20 protein-coding genes and 1 pseudogene are annotated in these 16594 nt (G+C 61.5%); 12 read left to right on the forward strand and 9 right to left on the reverse strand.

Annotation, left to right across the window (positions count from 1 at the left end; all coding sequences use genetic code 11):
• Window positions 1-5 precede the first annotated feature (5 nt).
• A complete protein-coding gene (locus ACZ5J0_RS00305; protein WP_464093903.1) occupies window positions 6-872 on the reverse strand; it encodes an SDR family oxidoreductase in 867 nt (288 codons plus the stop codon).
• Window positions 873-1016: 144 nt separating this feature from the next.
• Here ACZ5J0_RS00305 and ACZ5J0_RS00310 point away from each other — a divergent pair, with 144 nt between their 5' ends.
• From ACZ5J0_RS00310 to ACZ5J0_RS00325, 4 genes are all read left to right on the forward strand, one after another.
• Entirely contained in the window at window positions 1017-1286 is a 270-nt protein-coding gene (locus ACZ5J0_RS00310; RefSeq protein ID WP_464093904.1) for a hypothetical protein, read from the forward strand.
• 13 nt (window positions 1287-1299) lie between these two features.
• On the forward strand, window positions 1300-2097 hold the full coding sequence (locus ACZ5J0_RS00315) for a glycerophosphodiester phosphodiesterase (protein WP_464093905.1): 798 nt from the start codon (window positions 1300-1302) through the stop codon (window positions 2095-2097).
• A gap of 52 nt (window positions 2098-2149) precedes the next feature.
• Window positions 2150-3112, forward strand: a complete 963-nt coding sequence (locus ACZ5J0_RS00320) for a D-2-hydroxyacid dehydrogenase family protein (RefSeq protein WP_165450147.1) — start codon at window positions 2150-2152, stop codon at window positions 3110-3112.
• Window positions 3113-3300: 188 nt separating this feature from the next.
• A complete protein-coding gene (locus ACZ5J0_RS00325; protein WP_250820402.1) occupies window positions 3301-4443 on the forward strand; it encodes a glycerate kinase in 1143 nt (380 codons plus the stop codon).
• Here ACZ5J0_RS00325 and ACZ5J0_RS00330 read toward each other — a convergent pair whose 3' ends face one another.
• On the reverse strand, window positions 4444-4686 hold the full coding sequence (locus ACZ5J0_RS00330; protein ID WP_105691148.1) for a DUF2630 family protein: 243 nt from the start codon (window positions 4684-4686) through the stop codon (window positions 4444-4446).
• 90 nt (window positions 4687-4776) lie between these two features.
• Here ACZ5J0_RS00330 and ACZ5J0_RS00335 point away from each other — a divergent pair, with 90 nt between their 5' ends.
• Both ACZ5J0_RS00335 and ACZ5J0_RS00340 read left to right on the forward strand, forming a co-directional pair.
• Window positions 4777-5220: a YdeI/OmpD-associated family protein gene (locus ACZ5J0_RS00335; protein ID WP_142937243.1), complete on the forward strand. Its 444-nt coding sequence runs from the start codon at window positions 4777-4779 to the stop codon at window positions 5218-5220.
• A gap of 738 nt (window positions 5221-5958) precedes the next feature.
• The gene (locus ACZ5J0_RS00340; RefSeq protein ID WP_142937242.1) at window positions 5959-6258 is read left to right on the forward strand and encodes a hypothetical protein; all 300 of its coding nucleotides are present in this window, start codon (window positions 5959-5961) and stop codon (window positions 6256-6258) included.
• Window positions 6259-6331: 73 nt separating this feature from the next.
• On the opposite strand, the gene ACZ5J0_RS00345 is transcribed toward ACZ5J0_RS00340, so the two are convergent.
• The gene (locus tag ACZ5J0_RS00345; RefSeq protein ID WP_464093906.1) at window positions 6332-7591 is read right to left on the reverse strand and encodes an MFS transporter; all 1260 of its coding nucleotides are present in this window, start codon (window positions 7589-7591) and stop codon (window positions 6332-6334) included.
• Window positions 7592-7647: 56 nt separating this feature from the next.
• On the opposite strand from ACZ5J0_RS00345, the gene ACZ5J0_RS00350 reads away from it, so the two are divergent.
• Window positions 7648-8601 (forward strand): ArsR/SmtB family transcription factor, encoded by a 954-nt coding sequence (locus ACZ5J0_RS00350; protein WP_464093907.1) that lies wholly within the window; start codon window positions 7648-7650, stop codon window positions 8599-8601.
• A gap of 47 nt (window positions 8602-8648) precedes the next feature.
• Here the strand turns inward: ACZ5J0_RS00350 and ACZ5J0_RS00355 are convergent, their stop codons facing one another.
• Window positions 8649-9200 carry a dihydrofolate reductase family protein gene (locus ACZ5J0_RS00355; protein ID WP_464093908.1) on the reverse strand — a complete coding sequence of 184 codons (552 nt, stop codon included), beginning with the start codon at window positions 9198-9200 and terminating at the stop codon, window positions 8649-8651.
• Between the two features lie 38 nt (window positions 9201-9238).
• Window positions 9239-9565, reverse strand: coding sequence for a hypothetical protein (locus tag ACZ5J0_RS00360; RefSeq protein WP_464093909.1), 327 nt, complete (start codon window positions 9563-9565; stop codon window positions 9239-9241).
• Window positions 9566-10520: 955 nt separating this feature from the next.
• Here ACZ5J0_RS00360 and ACZ5J0_RS00365 point away from each other — a divergent pair.
• On the forward strand, window positions 10521-11630 hold the full coding sequence (locus ACZ5J0_RS00365; RefSeq protein ID WP_243753371.1) for an FG-GAP repeat domain-containing protein: 1110 nt from the start codon (window positions 10521-10523) through the stop codon (window positions 11628-11630).
• A 291-nt stretch (window positions 11631-11921) separates the two neighbouring features.
• Here ACZ5J0_RS00365 and ACZ5J0_RS00370 read toward each other — a convergent pair whose 3' ends face one another.
• Together ACZ5J0_RS00370 and ACZ5J0_RS00375 are read right to left on the reverse strand one after the other, a co-directional pair.
• On the reverse strand, window positions 11922-12878 hold the full coding sequence (locus ACZ5J0_RS00370) for a hypothetical protein (RefSeq protein ID WP_464093910.1): 957 nt from the start codon (window positions 12876-12878) through the stop codon (window positions 11922-11924).
• Window positions 12879-13057: 179 nt separating this feature from the next.
• Window positions 13058-13477: a DUF6984 family protein gene (locus tag ACZ5J0_RS00375; protein ID WP_208097087.1), complete on the reverse strand. Its 420-nt coding sequence runs from the start codon at window positions 13475-13477 to the stop codon at window positions 13058-13060.
• Between ACZ5J0_RS00375 and ACZ5J0_RS00380 the strand changes: the two genes are divergently transcribed.
• Together ACZ5J0_RS00380 and ACZ5J0_RS00385 are read left to right on the forward strand one after the other, a co-directional pair.
• Window positions 13471-13602, forward strand: coding sequence for a hypothetical protein (locus ACZ5J0_RS00380; RefSeq protein WP_464093911.1), 132 nt, complete (start codon window positions 13471-13473; stop codon window positions 13600-13602). The genes ACZ5J0_RS00375 and ACZ5J0_RS00380 overlap by 7 nt on opposite strands.
• 146 nt (window positions 13603-13748) lie before the next feature.
• Entirely contained in the window at window positions 13749-13997 is a 249-nt protein-coding gene (locus ACZ5J0_RS00385) for a hypothetical protein (protein ID WP_464093912.1), read from the forward strand.
• Between the two features lie 100 nt (window positions 13998-14097).
• On the opposite strand, the gene ACZ5J0_RS00390 is transcribed toward ACZ5J0_RS00385, so the two are convergent.
• The gene (locus ACZ5J0_RS00390) at window positions 14098-14664 is read right to left on the reverse strand and encodes a type 1 glutamine amidotransferase domain-containing protein (protein ID WP_024818924.1); all 567 of its coding nucleotides are present in this window, start codon (window positions 14662-14664) and stop codon (window positions 14098-14100) included.
• A 189-nt stretch (window positions 14665-14853) separates the two neighbouring features.
• On the opposite strand from ACZ5J0_RS00390, the gene ACZ5J0_RS00395 reads away from it, so the two are divergent.
• On the forward strand, window positions 14854-15345 hold the full coding sequence (locus tag ACZ5J0_RS00395) for a DUF2975 domain-containing protein (RefSeq protein WP_166842660.1): 492 nt from the start codon (window positions 14854-14856) through the stop codon (window positions 15343-15345).
• Window positions 15345-15632 carry a helix-turn-helix domain-containing protein gene (locus tag ACZ5J0_RS00400; RefSeq protein ID WP_308196359.1) on the forward strand — a complete coding sequence of 96 codons (288 nt, stop codon included), beginning with the start codon at window positions 15345-15347 and terminating at the stop codon, window positions 15630-15632. Before ACZ5J0_RS00395 ends, ACZ5J0_RS00400 begins: the two co-directional genes overlap by 1 nt.
• Window positions 15633-15846: 214 nt before the next feature.
• Here the strand turns inward: ACZ5J0_RS00400 and ACZ5J0_RS00405 are convergent.
• Window positions 15847-16590 (reverse strand): annotated as a pseudogene (locus ACZ5J0_RS00405) (Gfo/Idh/MocA family protein); the annotation flags it as partial.
• Window positions 16591-16594: the final 4 nt, after the last annotated feature.

Raw genomic sequence — 16594 nt, forward strand, 5'->3', positions numbered from 1 at the left:
ACAAATTACGGGTGCCGCACACCCTCACCGGCGAGCAAAGCGCGGTAGCCCTCTTTGTAGGTGGGGAAGGTGAAGTCGAAGCCCGTCGCCCGCAGGCGGGCATTGGAACAGCGCTTGTCGCCGGGGCCGGCGTCGGACGCGTCGCCGGGTGCCGCCGTCGGGGGTTCCGGGCATCCCATCTCTGCGGCAAGGAAGCGCATGACGTCTCCCATTTCCGCCGCGTGGTCATCCACCCCTACGTAGACGGAGTCCGGAGAGGCTTCCATGGTGGTGAGGTGGACGATCATGGCCGCGGCGTCGTCCCGGTGGACGCGGTTGGTGTGCCGGGGTTGGGCGGGGATGACAGCTTTGCCGTTGCGGACCTGGTCGATCAGCCGGGTGCGTCCAGGGCCGTAAATTCCACCCAGGCGTAGGGAGATGGGCTGGGTGGCCGTGCCGCGCGTCCGGGAAAACAACAGATCCTCAGCCTCCACCAGAACTTTCCCGCTGAACCGCGTGGGCTCCGTGGGAGTGGACTCGTCCACCACAGCGCCGCCGGAATCCTTGTACACAGCCGTGGAGGAGACGAACAGGATCCGCTGTGGCTGGATGGATTGCCGTTCCAGCGCGTCCAGCACGTTCTTCACGCCGTTCAGGTACGCCGCCCGGTAGGCCTCTTCGGTGGAAGTGTCGGCGGCGATGGCCACCACCACAATGTCCACGTCTTCGGGCAGTTCCGGCACGGCAACCGAGAGGTCCGCAAAGACACCGCGGATCTCTCCGGGCAGCTTTTGGGGGGAACGGCGCAAGCCCACTACTTCATGGCCTGCAGCCGCCATACGCAGGCCAACTTCAGTTCCCAGGTCGCCGCAGCCGGCAATCAACACAGTCATGCCCCTAGTTTGTCAGTCCTGCAGTGTCACCTTGTTCCCAGCTTCCATACAACCTGCGTTCAACTTGCCTCCGTAGGCTTCCAGCCAAGACCCGTTCGCATCGTGTCTACCAGTCCTATTTTCAGGGTATTTGAAGGGGGAACCATGGCTAAGCGTCGGATCAACAATGTCAACACCGCGCCTTTGCGGCGCATCGAACCGGATCATCATTGGCGTTCGCTTCGTCAGGGCGACCGCGTCAATATCACGCTGACTCCTGGTTTCGAGTCCGCAGGCGTTGTGGACGCCGTCACCGGCGATGCCACCGCGGTGTGGGTGGAGCTCGACGACGGTCGCGGCCGGACGCTGGTGCACGTCAGCGACGGCGTGGCGATCGTTCCGCAAACGACGGCGACCCTCCCGCAGGAGAGCTAAGCGCCCCTTAGCGATGGGCTACGCTACGGGAGTGACGCTGCCCTATTTCCTCCGCAAGGACGGTTCGGTGGGCCCTTTGGCCTTCGCCCACCGGGGTTTCTCCTTGGATGGCCTGGAGAATTCCATGGCCGCTTTCCACGCTGCAATGAAATTCGGAACTGTTCATCTGGAAACGGATGTCCACACGACATCCGACGGCGTACTGCTGGTGTTCCATGACTCCTCTTTGGACCGCGTGACCGATTCCGGGGGCAAGGTTTCGGAGTTGACCGCTGCTGCGGTGGCTGCGGCGCGTATTGGCGGGGTGGAGCCGGTGCCAACTTTTGATGAGCTGGTCACGTCATTGCCCCATGCCCGGCTGAACCTGGACGTCAAGGACTGGAACTCCGTGGGTCCTTTGGCCGCTGCGATCGAGAAGCATGGCGTCCATGACCGGGTTTTGGTCACCAGCTTCTCGGACAGGCGGCGCCGCGCAGTTCTTGCCAGGCTTTCACGGCGAGTTGCCTCTTCTGCGGGCAGCTCCCTCACCGCGATCTTCGTACTTCTTGGGCCGGTGCTTCCGGTTCCTTTGACACGCAAGCTGCTCTCCGGCGTCGACGTCTTCCAGGTTCCTGTCCGCTACGGCCGGTTGCCCGTGGTGACGCCCGGATTTATCCGCCGCGCACACCGGTTGGGCAGGCAGGTGCATGTGTGGACTGTCAACGATCCGGCGGAGATGGAGCGTCTGCTGGACCTGGGTGTGGACGGTATTGTGTCCGACCGGCTGGATCTCCTGAAGGAAGCCCTGGTGCGCCGGGGCCAATGGGTCTAAAACTCGGCGCAGGGGGTTGAGTACCATCGGCCGCCGCGCAAGGATAAGGAGCGTGACCCGATTCCGTTTAGCCATCCTGGATGATTACCAGCAGGTCTCCGGCGATTACGCCCCGTGGGATTCACTGCTCGACGACGGCGTGAAAGTGAGCGTCTTCAGCGCGCCTTTCGTATCGCAAGAGCAAGCAGTGGCCGCTTTGGCACCATTCGACATCATTGTGGCGATGCGCGAACGCACCCGTTTCCCACCGGACGTCCTTGAGGCGCTGCCGAACCTGAAGCTGCTGGTGACCACCGGCATGGCGAATGCAGCGATCGATCTTGAGGCCGCGGCCGAACGCGGGATCGTGGTGTGCGGAACGGCGGGCTCTCCGGCTGCGGCGCCGGAACTGACATGGGCCTTGTTGATGGCGTTTGCCCGGAATCTGACGGTGGAGGAGAACTCGCTGCGGGCCGGTACCTGGCAGACCGGCGTGGGGTTCGAACTCGAAGGCAAGACGCTGGGAATTGTTGGCCTGGGCAAGATCGGCAAACGCATGGCCGGCTATGCGAAAGCATTCGGTATGGACGTCCTCGCCTGGAGCCAAAACCTTACAGCCGAGGTCGCCGCTGATGCGGGCGCCCGGAAGGTCAGCAAGGAGGAGTTGTTCCGTGAGTCCGACGTCGTGACGCTGCACCTTCGCTTGTCTGAGCGGACGGAGGGGATTGTGGGTTCGAAGGAGTTGCGTCTACTGGGCCCCGAGGGCGTGCTGGTCAACACCGCACGTGGCCCCCTGGTGGACGAAGCGGCGCTCATCCAGGCCCTTGAAGAGGGGTGGATCCGCGGCGCTGCGCTGGATGTGTTCGACGAGGAACCTCTTCCCTCCGGGCACGCGCTGCTGCATTCCTCGAGGACAGCGCTTTCGCCGCATGTCGGCTACGTGACGCACGAGAGCTACCGGCAGTTCTATGGCGGGGCTTTCGAAGATGTTAAGGGGTGGCTTGATGGGGCTCCCGTGCGGGTGATCAACGGATAGTTCTGTGGGGCTGCGGCGTAGGCTCCGCACCCTTTCGCGCGGATCGCACCAGAGGTTACGGGGGCATTTGGCGGCAACGGGTGCGACGCCCGAAGCCCCGGCCGGATCCACCCCTACGTTCAGCCTTTGAGAGCCAACGTTACGCTGCGGGCAAGCGCTTTCCGGGGCAAGCTGGCAAGATAGGACCCATGCGTATCCTCATCGCCCCGGACAAGTTCAAGGGATCACTGACCGCCGCCGAAGCCGCGTCAGCCATGGCCGAAGGTGCCCTGCGCGTTTACCCGGATGCCGTGACCACTCAGTTTCCCGTTGCCGACGGCGGCGAAGGTACCCTCGACGCCGCGATCGCTGCGGGCTACGAGGAACGGAACAACGCGGTTGTGGGCCCTATCCTCAAGCCTGTCGGAGCCTCGTGGGCCATCCGCAAGGATGCTTTCGGTGGGGCAAGCGCAGTCATTGAGACAGCCATGGCGTCCGGTCTGGCCCACATGGAGCCGACACCTGAGAATTCGCTGCGCGCCCATAGCTACGGCTGCGGCCAACTCGTAGCGGCGGCCCTCGACGCCGGCGCTACCGAGATCGTGCTCGGCTTGGGCGGCTCAGCGATGTCCGACGCCGGTAGCGGCGCCTTGCGTGCCTTGGGACTCAAACCCCTTGATGCGGCCGGCAATGTAGTGCCCCTCGGCGGAGGTTCCCTCGCCGACGTCGTTGCCTTGGATGTCTCCGAGCTGGATCCCCGGCTGTCCGCCGTGAAGTTCAGGATCGCCGTCGACGTTCAAAACCCGCTGTACGGGCCGGAAGGTGCCGCGCACGTTTTCGGCCCCCAGAAGGGTGCGGATGAGGACGCCGTTGAAAGACTCGACGCCGGTCTCCGCAATTGGGCGTCGCTCCTTCGGGAGGCCACGGGCCGCGATGTCAACGTTCCGGGAGCTGGGGCAGCGGGCGGGTTCCCGGCGTCGTTCCTGGCTTTCAGTGACTCCGCGCTGGAAGGCGGGTTTGCGCTGGTGGCCGGGCTGACCGGCCTGGCGAAGCACTTGGGCGAGGCCGATCTGGTGATCACCGGTGAAGGTTCCATGGACGAGCAGTCGCTCACCGGCAAGGCACCCATCGCGCTGGCTGACGCCGCGAGCGTGCATGGCATCCCGGTGATCGCGGTGGCTGGACGCATCACAGTCACGCCGGAAGACCTGGCAAAACACGGCATTGTTGCCGCGGCCCAGTTGCTGGACGTTGCGCAGCGCAAGGATGGCGTCCCGGACGTCGCCGACGCCGTTGCTAACGCCGCCAAATACCTCGCGTGGGCTACCAGTCAGGTGCTTGAAGGAGCGTAGTTACTGCCGGTAGCCCTCAACTTCGCTGATGGGGCGCGGTTCAGCGCTGTCCGGGTTCTCCCCGGCATCCCGCTTCGCCCTGCGCTGGCGGAGCAAATCCCAGCACTGATCGAGCTGGGCTTCCAGGTGAGCCAGGCGCGCCGTGCTGTCGCCGCCGTCGTCGTCTGACCCGGCAGCGTCGCGGAGGCGGTGCTCTTCCTCCACAAGAGACTGAATTCGTTCCAAAAGGTCCTGCTCGTCCATGTTCTCTCTCCTTGCTTAACGTGGGGCGTACGTTGAACCTAGTCCTGCTGATGGGGTGCGTCCACCACTGACCGGCGGCATACTTGGGACATGAAATTCACAACCACCATTGTGGGCGAAGGCAACAAGGCGGGCATTGAAGTTCCCGAACAGATCGTTGAGGGGCTCGGCGCAGGCAAACGGCCGCCGGTGGTGGTGACCATCAACGGTCAGAGCTACCGCAGCAGCATCGCGGTGATGGGCGGGAAGTACATGGTGGGCGTTAGCTCGGCCAACCGGGAGCTGATCGGCGCCGCGGCAGGGGACACCGTCGAGGTGGGCCTGGAGGTGGACACCCAGCCGCGCGTTGTGGAGGTGCCGGATGATCTTACAGCTGCTCTGGACGCCGAGCCGGAGGCGAAGGCCTTCTACGGAACGCTCAACTACAGCGCGCAGCGGCGTTACGTGGAACCGATTGGGGATGCCAAGACTGCGGAGACCCGCGCGCGACGGATTGCCAAGATGATCGCGGATCTTAAGGCCGGGAAGAAGTAGCCCTTTTGGCTCGGCAAACAAAAAGCGCCCTGAACCATGTCATGTTCCGCCTAGTGGCTTCACTACTAAGTAGTGACAGGCTGCAGGGCGCATCTGGAATGCGGAACCGCAGCCACGGCTGACGAGAAGACGAGACCCTTTTGTCGGCCGGTCACGGCGCACGAGCAGGGCCCCATCTGTTGGCTGGCCGGCCGTGTGTACGTCCGCTCGCTCAAGCGGACAGTGTGGCCGGTTCTGACTTAGACCCCCCGGGCCGGCCACACGCCCCTACGCGAGCGGCCCCCGTCCGGCGATCCATCAGATGCGTTACAAGAGCTCCCGCTGATATGCGCTGTGCTTCCTGCCCCACTTCCGCGCCATAAATCATCCCAGGTCGCCACAGACTAAGCGCCAGAGTTGTTGCGTTGGGGGATGATCCATGGAGCACGAGGAATGCCGGAACCACCACTGCCTGGAAGGGCGGATCTGGAAACAAATGGGTGAGTTCCCTGATGGGCCTTGCCCGGATTGCTCGGCCGTGGACGGAGCCTCCGTTCCGGACCCATGGAGTAGGCAGCCTAGAGCGTCGCGGCTGCGGAGCTTTCTGCAGCGGTTTCTCCTTGAATAGCTCCGGATCTTCCTGCCTGAGATAACTACAGTGCGGGTCTTAACTTCGGTTCGGAGCTGCGCTATCTTAATCCAACCTGCGTCGGGCTGGCTGGGGAGCGCACGCTACGTCAAACGAAGCGAGGTATAGCAATGCGCATCAAAATTCTTTCCGCCGCACTCTGTGTCGGTGCCCTGACCGCGTTGTCCGCCACTCCGGCATTCGCCGCCGGCCAAGTGGAAAAGGGCCCTGAGAACTCCAATTCAATCTGCTCATATTCCGGCCTGAACGATGATCCCGATGCTGCCTACCCTGAGGGTGGAAGGGTGCAGTCCTACGGTCAAGCGGTCAGGCAGGGGCTTAAAGCTGAGCTGGCCGCCCGTGGAGAATCTCCCAGTCTCCTCTGCAACGGCCACAGGCTTCCCTGGCAGGAGGTGACGGGTAGCCACTGACGTTTGGATCAGGCAAATGGCTGTTTCTTCAGGGATCATTCCCTGCGGGAGACAGCCATCTGCGCCTGGCTGCTTAGGCGACTTCCGCCGTCGTTGATGCCTTCCGGGCTATCAGCCAGGTTCCCGCCGCCGAGGCGAGGAAGACCGCACCCAGGATGGCCCAGCCCAGCGCACCATGTTCGACGACGGTGGCGGTCACCACGAGCGGTGCGAGCATGGCGCCCAGCGCCGATCCCATACCGAACATCCCTTGGTAAGCGCCGGCTTGGAGTGGATTGGCGAGCTCGAAGCTAAGTCCCCAGGCTCCCGCTTGTGAGAGGATTTCCGCGAACGCATGCAGGAGGGCAGCGCCGCACAGCAGGGCGATGGCGGCGATGGCCGGCGCCCCGCCCGCCGAGGCGTAGAGCACGCAGGCCAGAGCCATGAGCACCCCACCAGTCAGCACGATCTTTCCTGCACGGCGAGGGTGGTCGGTGCCCCGGGAGAGCGGCACTTGCAGCAGGACGACACACAGGGTGTTGATGACAAGGATGACCGATATCAGGACCTCTGGGGCGCTGGTGTCCTGTGAAATCCACAAAGGAACGCCCATCTCAGCGAGACCGAATTGCATGCCGAAAATACCGGACAGCACGGTCAGCAGTACGTAGCGACGGTCCCTAAAGGGGGAGATTCCGCGCTTCGGTGCAGGGGTGGCGGGATCGCGGCGCGGTGCATCTACGCGCTGGGGGAGGCGGCGCAAGTACAGCGCGCTCAGGATGTAGACCACGCCGGCGCACACCATCATTCCCCGAAATGCGTCGGCGGTTCCGGCCAACAGTGCGAGTCCGGCAATCATGCCTCCAACAGCAATGCCGAGGTTGGTGATGGTGCGGAGGACTGCGCGCGCATTCACGCGGTTTGGGCCGTCGAACGCCCGGGCGATGATCGCGGAACGCGTGGCATTCGCGCCCCGGTTTACTCCCACTGCGATGCAGGCAATCACGACGGCGGTGCTGAAGTTCCCGGCGAATGTATAGCTTGCGATCGCGAGACCTTCGATGGCGACCATGCCCACCAGGAGTCGACGGGCTGAAAAGTGGTCGGCGAGTCGACCGCCGATATACGACGTGGCAACGCCGACCCCGCTGGACGCAGTGAGAATCATCGCGATTTCTACGGCGCTCAATCCCACGAAGCGGCTGAAGTACAGCACTGTCAACGTGAGGAAGATACCGCGGCCCACTGTGGCTACGAGGATGGCAGAAGCAAGGATCTTGAGGGTGGGATCTGAGAGTGCGACGCGGAGGCCGTGCTGTTGAGCCGATGCGGTGTCTGCGGGGGAATTAGTCACACCTGTAGTTCTGCCACCCCCTGGCAGTGGCTGGAATTGATGTAGCGTAGTGCTTCATGTTGAAGTACGAGTTGTCAGACGCAGATCTGGGCGGCGTGCGCTTTGGCATCTCGCCTCTATGCGAGCTGGGACTTTCCCTGAGGGCTATCCGCGACCCGAGCCATTATCCACTTCAGCTGCCCTGGCTGCGCAGGACAGAAGAGGCCCGCTCACGCTTGGACCTGGATGGATTGCTGGCCTTGGTGGATGACCGATTGTGGACACCGGACTTCCTGAACCCGCGGCCCGAGTCCCCACTTACGCGGATCGACGACGAATTTGCGGCATTGGAGCAGATTTCGGCCACCCAATTTCATGGGGATCTGATCCGGGTGCACGGCTTTGTTCCCACCATCTTTGCCGGCCCTGTTGGCCCCGCGATCCGGCGAATGGTCCGGATCCTCAGGGAGTTCTGGGACACCTGCTTCGCACCCCATTGGCTGCGCATGCGCACCATTTTGGAAGCGGACATCGTCTACCGCGGCCGGCAGATCGCGCAGGGTGGGTTGTTTACTATGCTGAACGACTTGTCCTACGCTGTGGAATTCGATGGTCGCGTGATTTCCGTGCGGTTGAAGAACCCGGCGTCGAGGACCGAGAAAACCGACGGCCTGGGGTTGACCTTGGTTCCCACCATGTTCACCCGCAGGGCTTCTGCTCCCGTGAACCATGGCGATCCACCGCTGCTGATGTACCCGGCTCGGGGCCAAGGTGCCATCTGGGAGGCGGAGCGGGTCACGAATCCGGCCGCGATAGTGGCCGTGTTGGGTGAGGTTCGGACCAGTCTGCTCACGGCCCTTGCTGCCCCGGCCTCGTCCACCGAGCTGGGCCTACGCTTTGGCGTCACAACGTCTGCCGTAAATCAGCATCTTAGGGTGCTCCGGGACGCCGGACTGGTGACCTCAACCCGTTACGGCCGCAGCGTGCTCTACTTCAGGAGCGAACTTGGCGCGTCGTTGCTGTTGGGGTGACCGCTGAGGCGGCCCGACGGCGGCAGGCGGGTGGCGCCGTCGTGCATTCAGTCTTTTCGCAAGCTGTACGTGCTGACCACGTTGCCCTTGCTGGTGGCGTACTGATTCTCGAGGACGAGCCGGTGCAGGGGATCGCCGTCTTCAAAAAGTCGTCGCCCGCTGCCGGCCACCACCGGGTGCGTCATCAGGGTGAGTTCGTCCAGGATGCCTGCAAATAGCAGCTGGCGGACCAGGGAAATGCTGCCGCAGACCGCGATTTCGCCGCCGTCCCGCGACTTCAGCTTTGTGACGAACTGCTCAACATCACCCTCGATCAGGTGCGAGTTCTCCCATTCAAGGGGTTCGGTGAGGGTTCGGGATGCAACGAACTTCTCGATCGGGTTGATGAAGGCTGCAAAGTCGTCGTCTTGCTGCGCGTTCGGCCAATATCCGGCCCATTCCTGGTAGCTGACACGGCCCAACACCACGATGTCCACGGTGTTGATCATCTTGGTGAGTCCCGTACCGAGTTGGTCGTCGAAGCTGTCGAACTGGAACTTGAAGGGGTCCTGAACTACGCCGTCCACTGAGTGGAAAAGGCCAGCGGTGACTTTGCGCATGTGGATCTCCTGTTGGACGGCGATGCTTGATGTTGGTTCTAGGCGGCGCGGCTGGTTGTTTGGAGGCTGCGGGATGGAAGGGCGGTCACGTTGCTGAAGTCTGCCGCGAAGCGAAGCGGAACGGCATGGAGTGCTGCGTAGCCCTGCAGCTGATCCAGTGCGTCCGGGTCAATGGTCGCTTGGGAAAGGTCCATCTCAACGCCAAGGCCACCGCCCAAACTCTTGGTGCGTTGGACCAGCGGGTAGAGCCCTTGGAGGCTCGAGATGGTCACGCGACCGGTCGCTGCGATCTGGATCTGTTCGCCGTCAACGTCGACGCGAACAACTACGGAGAGCTTGTCGCTGGCCAATGTACTGCCTTTCATCCTTGCTGCCACGCTGCAGCGTCCCCCAGCGTATGCGCCGAGTGTGACCTGCGCAACATTACGACGGCGGGACTGCCGCCAGCGCCGGGGTCACATAGCACGTATTTCTGCGAGGAAACTGTATTCTCTACCGAGAGGCCTCTATCAGGCCATCCATAGCCTGAATATTGGGGGATAAGTGCGCTCAAGTACCGCCGCTGGCGTGCCGGAAAAATCACGTCAACTTAGCCTTTTGTCGAAGCTGACGGCTGCGCTTGTGGCAGTGCTATTGATGATGGTCGCGCTCCCCGCCCTACCGGCCAATGCCGTCACAGTGGCGAGCGAAGCTCCCCAACTCACGGCCGTTGAATTGGTCTCCGCAGCCCAATTAGCGCCTGGGCAGACTGCGAAGGTGCGATTTACGCTTAGCCAGCCTGCGCAACGCGTGGAGTTCCGGTACCGTGATGCGTCCTTGTCCGAGCCTCGTAGCCTGATCTGGACGGGAGACCCTGGGCCCGGCCCATTCACAGCTGAGGCCACGGCAGCCATTGGCGCCAGCGACTTTTACGAAGGTCTGCAGCGGTTGACCGACGTTCGTATTGTCTTCCAAAAAAGCGGTCAATCCTACCCGGCCGAAACTGCGGCCCGAAGGAACAGCTCATCCGATTTTCTGTTCAGCGACAACGCTGGGGATCCGCTGCTTCAAAATGCTGACTTCGCCGTCAGTAACCCTTCGAGAGTTTTGCGGACCCCCCAAGCCTCGGTTTTGCCGAAATTCCAAGCGAAGCAAGATGTGTGGAGCAACTGGAACTATGGGGTAAACGGCACGGTATCTCCCGGTACATGGACCGCAGGCGTCACGAAGGTGCACGTGCAGTGGGTTTCGGGGGGAGTTGCGAAGCTCTTTCGCTACGAATCCGGAACGGAGCCATTCGAAGGGTCCGTCCGATCCGCTGATGCGGGGAAGGAAGTGTCCTTGCGCGTCACAACGGTAACCCCGGGGTTCACATCGGTATCCGCGGAATCGGAGCCCTATCTGTTCGTCACGAGCGGCCCGATCGCTGTCTCAGGGAAGCCCTGGATCAACTCCGCATTGAAGGCAAGTTTTGACGTCTCGTCCATCAAGGGCATCCCGGTCGGCACGACTCCCAAGGTGGAATTTTTTTGGCTTACTAAGTCCACGTCGTATTCCGCTGGCACGGGGCTTCCCCCTGGCGTGGACTATGTTGTCAAAGACGCAGACGGCGGAGGAACTGTGCGCGTCACAGCCGTTGTTTCGCTTGGAGGCAAAGTTGTAGGCCGTTTCGTCAGTGATTCCACTGAATATGTGACTAATCCGGCCCCGTCTCGGAACTATGTCAATCGGGAAGTCAGCGACTTTCTGATGGCCCGGACTAGTGACGGCAGGCTCTGGATGTGGGGCCGCAACTTCGGAGCGTTCCCCAAGGAGATTGGAACGGGTTGGAACGTCTTTGACAAGATTTTCTCTCCCGGGGACTTCAATGAGGACGGGCACGCCGATGTGCTGGCCCGGAAGCCCTCCGGAGAACTGTGGATGTACCCCGCTGACGGTCAATACTGGTGGAAACCGGCTTCGTTGGTGGGCGTTGGTTGGCAGGGCATGACTGAACTCATTGCTCCCGGCGATTTTGACTCGGACGGCCACGATGACGTCCTGGCCAGAAACCGGGACGGCAGGCTGCTCCTCTACCCGGGTAACGGCAAAGGTGGCTGGCTGGCTCCACGGCAAGTCGGTGCTGGCTGGAACATGTTCAACAGGGTCTTCTCAACAGGCGACTTTGACGGAGACTCGCACGCAGACATCCTCGCCACGAATGCGGGTGGCCAGTTGTTCCTCTATTCCTCCAATGGCAAGGGTGGTTGGCTTGGCTCGAAGGTGATCGGCTCGGGTTGGCAGTCCTTCAAGGGCGTGTTCAGCGCCGGCGACCGGGACTACGACGGCTGGACCGACATTTACGGAATCGACGGCGCGGGGTACATGTATCTCTACCCCTTCAAGTCGGGAAGCTGGAAACCCCGGACTTTGGTTGGCGCCGACTGGGACGTCTTCACCGCATTGTTCTAAAGCAGCGGGCAACTTTGCAGGGAAACGCCACGTGCCGCCGTCTTACTTCTTGTGAAAGTACGACGGCGGCACTAGCTGTAGGGGGTCGCTGGCCGCTAGGCTGTCTGGCCTGCGTGATTTACAGCCCATTGGGGAAGGTGCCAAGGACACCCCGACCTGTTGCGTCCTCAACGTTATAGATCATCGCTGATGAGACCTTGGGATCGTTGTACCAATCGTCTAGTTCAACCCGGGGTCGACCCAGGCCACACCAGAAACGACAGAAAAACCCGCGCAACTGTGGCAGGAACTCTACGTGGCGCTGCTCGAAGGAGTCTGCGAAAGGGCCCGCAGGTAACTTTCGGCCAGGTCAGTCCAATCCTCTGCGGATGCTTTGTCGTCGGCAACAAGCTTTAGGCAATCGGTTACCGTGTCATCCGCGTACCTCGGCATCAAATGCGGCACGGAGCGGCGTTCCCAGGCCGCAGTGAGGCCCTTACGGCTTTCTGACTTTCCCATTTCAATCCAGACGTCGTTTCCGACAGTCAAGTCATTAACGCTGTTGAATTCCGGTGCTTTGGGCCAAGAACTCCACGCACTGGTAAATGCGGACGCAACAGCCGTCCTATCGTTGGGCAGTCGCAGAATTCCGTAGTAGAGGCACCCCAATGCAAGTCCCTCGACCACCCGCTTCACTTGCTGACGCTGCGCTGTGGCACCGGTGCTATTGACAAGCTCAATCAACGGACGAGTCTCTGCAGACTCCGGCAAGGTCTCCTCTGACACCCGGGAAATACGCGGCATCGCGGTGACCCGCGGCGCTGGCGGAACATCCGAGGTAGTCACGCTATCGAGAACCCAATAGCGGCTGCCGGCCATCTTGCGCTGAATAGACCGCAAGATCACGATTGTTTCGTCGTCTTGGAAACCAGTGGTCATAGACCAGTCCAGCCCCGATCCCACGACACCGCTGGCGAACACGATTTCCGTGGCCAACAGGGCACGGCGCCAATCGGGTTTGCTGAGAGCTCCTCCCGCCCTGATCACCTCACCAATTCGGGAGCCCTCACCAAGCAGATCATTGATACTAAGAAAACCCATGGCCACAGCCATCGCATCAGATGGGCGGGCGGGGCCACCCCACTCCAACAAGCCCCGCCAGAGAAGCAAGCGCTCCTCATCACTGAGATCTAAAGCAACTGTATTCACCATACTGACCGACGCTCTCCGATGCTGTTTCTTAACTACTGCATAAACCAGAAGCCCCATGAATCCTTCGGACGGAACACACTTCCTCCGTCTTATGGAAAAGATCCCGCATGACAACAGTTCCGTCCTTGGGGTATGCGGTCCTGCCTGGTGCTCCATTCCCAGCCGGACGACTCAGCCCGTTTTCGCGGACATCTTAAATCAACTTCGCCAGCCCCTCCTTGATATACGAGAGAAAGTCACCCCGGCTTGTCAGGAGCGTCCGGCCGACCGTTTATATGTTTCGGCCCGACATACTCTTCCTGCTGCAGATCAGCCGGGTCGGAAACTATCTCCGCGGCCGATTTTGGCATCCGGCGGCGCGGTGAGAAGTCGACTTTCCAGCTATCGAGTTCGAAGACGTCGTTGTCCTTATCGAGATTGATCGCAACTAGGACGGGAAAGCCATCCTCATCGTTAAACCAACCCTCCGAAAGGGTAAGTCCATACCTTCTGGATGGCTTCGTGCTCTCAAATAGAAGGCTGCCCATTCCACCGTCGTTCATGTCGCTAACCCGCAGGGCGTCTAGATCGAGCGCGCTCCACTTTGGCTCGTCCACACGATCAAGCAGGGTTTTCATGATGAGGACTTCGCCAGGAAGAAGCGATCTGAATGCCATCTCAAGATCTTACGTTCGCTATGTATCCTCTCGATGCCGTGGAGAAGCGGTGGGGCAGGGGTGAAGACGGCGAGTTCATCAAGGCCCTTGCCGACAAAGTGATTGACCACTTCAAGGTCTACTAAGCGACTGTCGGCCCCGAGGCCTCGAGTGGATAGGACTTGCTCCCCTTGCGGACCTCAATGAATTCATGGGCACTCCTGCCCATTTCGGCCCCTAGTCTCCGCCGATAGTTTGGCCATGTTCGTTGAGGCCTATGTGGGGAGAGACTATGAAGCGTCACAAGACCATTGCCACGTTTGCAGCAGCGATCGCACTTGCCGCCGGAGGCCTCGCGGTTGCGGCGCCGGCGCAGGCTGCGGGCTACACCTACCTGTACCCGACCGACTTCAGCTCACAGTCCTCGTGCAACACGAAGCGCCTCACCATGAACTCCTCCTGGACCCGCGCAAGCCAGTGCTTCACCATGACCGACACCGGGAAAGTCGTGTGGAAGTTCTCCGTCACCGTGCGTGGCTAGTCTCGCTACCAAGCCTTCAAGTCACGAAACGCCAAGTGCCGCCGTCGTACTTCTTGTAAAAGTACGACGGCGGCACTTGCCGTAGGTGGGTCAGTGACCGCTAAGCGGTCTGGCCTGCGTGCTGGCCCTCGGAGATTTCCTCCACGAGCTTGCTGTTGAAGGCCGGCAGGTCGTCCGGGTTGCGGCTGGTGACTAGGCCTTGGTCGCACACCACTTCCTCATCAGTCCAGTTGGCGCCTGCATTCTTCAGGTCCGACTGGAGCGTGTGGAACGAGGTGACGTTGCGGCCCTTGATGACGCCGGCGTCGATGAAAATCCACGGGCCGTGGCAGATCGATGCAACCGGCTTGTGCTGTTCGAAGAACGCGCGCGTGAAGTTCTGGGCGTCCTTGTCCACTCGGAGGTTATCCGCGTTGACGACGCCGCCCGGGAGAACCAGCGCGTCGAAATCGGAGGCGTTTGCGTCGGCCACGGCAAGATCGACGTCGAAGGTGTCACCCTTCTCCACGCCATTGAAGCCTTGGAGCTTTCCCTTGGATGGGGCCACGAGCGTTGGCTCGCCGCCCGCGTCCTTGACGGCCTGCCATGGGCTGGTGAGTTCCACCTGCTCCACGCCGTCCGTCAACAGGAATGCGACCTTCTTGCCTGCGATGTTGTGTTCTGACATTGTTCCTCCTCGTTGCGCAGCGGGGTGCTTTTTGGGCGTGTTCCGCCGCTGTGAGAGTTGTTTGTCTGACCTGTTCCAGCCTAAGTAATGAAACTTTAGTAAGCAAGCTGACTATCCACAATACTCTCGAAGAGTTGCTTAAGTATCGAATATCGATAGAATCAGGTTGTTGGTCGATAAAGGAGACTCATGGGAAAGCTGACAATCCTCGCGTTGCGGGTAGTTATCGCGTTAGTGCTGGCGGGTTCATTGTTCGTGCAAGTACGGATGGTCCCGCTGCTCTCAACGGACCTTGTTGAGGCCGGTGCCCCGGATGGTCCCCGCATTGCGCTGCTCGCCATCGTGGTCCTGGGTATTCTGTGCGTCCAGGTGGTGGCGGCCTGCGTGTGGCGTTTGCTGACCATGGTGCGCCGCGGGACGGTGTTCTCCCACACGGCCTTCCGATTTGTGGACGTCATCTTTGGGGCCATCGCAATCGCGTCGGTACTGATGTTTGGCATCGCAGTGATCCTGGCGCCAGGTGAGATTGCCCCTGGCGTCGTGCTGCTGATCTGTGGGGCGGCGTTGTTGATCGGGGGAGTGGCCCTGGTTGTGCTGGTGATGCGAACCCTCCTCGCCCAAGCCGTAGCCCGGGACGCAGAAGCGGAGCATCTCCGGTCCGAGCTGGACGAGGTGATCTGATGCCGATCATCGTGGACATTGACGTCATGCTCGCCAAGCGCAAAATGCCCGTAGGAGTGCTCGCCGAGAAGGTAGGCATCACCCCGGCCAACTTGGCCGTGCTAAAGAACGGCCGTGCGAAGGCGGTGCGTTTTACTACGCTCGAAGCGCTGTGTGAGGTGCTGGAGTGCCAGCCAGGGGACCTGCTGCGGTGGGAGTCTGAAGATCGCTGGGATACCGGAGACCCATCTGTCGACGAGCCTCATCCAACAGTTCCATGGTCCCAACAGACTCCTCAGGAGTCATGAACGGGCTCTTGGTCAGCCCGGCCTGCAGGCAACGCGTCACCTCGCGCAGCTCGTAACTGAACCCGTGCCCCAGCACCTCAAATTCCTCCGTCCGCAGTGTGCCACTACGAGGCTGGATAACGAGCTCGGCCGGCTTGAAAAGGGGAGCCGAGGATCGCAGCCAACCTTCCGTTCCTCCCACCGTCACCACGCCGGGGCACTCAGCGCCGATCGAGGTGATGAACTGAGCGTGTGCCCCGCCCTGGTAATCCAATGTGACGGAGCTCTGCAGGTCCACTCCCTCAGGAGTCAAAACTCCGTTGGCCAGCAAACTGCGAGGCTCGCCGAAAACTCCCAGGGCCCACGTCAACGGATAGACGGCAAGGTCCAGCAACGCTCCGCCCCCGGCAGCCGGATCCCAGATCCGTGAAGCGGGATCGTAGGCAGGTACAAAGCCAAGATCGGCCTGAAGCCAGCGCGGCTCTCCAATTTCTTCCGAACGCAGGATTTCCATGGCGCGGCAGAAGCTCGGCAGGAACCGGGTCCACACTGCCTCCATGAGGAAAAGCCCCTTGTCCCGGGCGAGGTCAGCCAGCTCACGTGCCTGCACGGCGTCCATGGCGAGGGGCTTTTCGCACAGGACATGCTTGCCCGCATTGAGCGCGGCCAATGCGACAACGTGATGCTGCGCGTGCGGCGTGGCGACATACACGACATCGACGGCGGGATCCGCCAGCAGCCGCTCGTAACCGGGCGTCTCCCCGACGTCGGAATACGCAGAGACGAAGCCAAACTTCTCAGCAAAGCTCCGCGCCGACGCCTCCGTGCGCGAACTGACAGCCTGAAGGACAGAGTCCTCCAGGAGCGCGAGGTCTTCCACCACCCGTTGTGCAATAGAGCCTGTGGCCACTACTCCCCATCGGATGGGATGGCCTGTCGCCCTGGAGGGCGCTACGGTGCTGACGGGAGCAGGAAGCATGGAA

It is taken from the genome of Arthrobacter sp. DualSoilB13 (genome assembly GCF_055389195.1).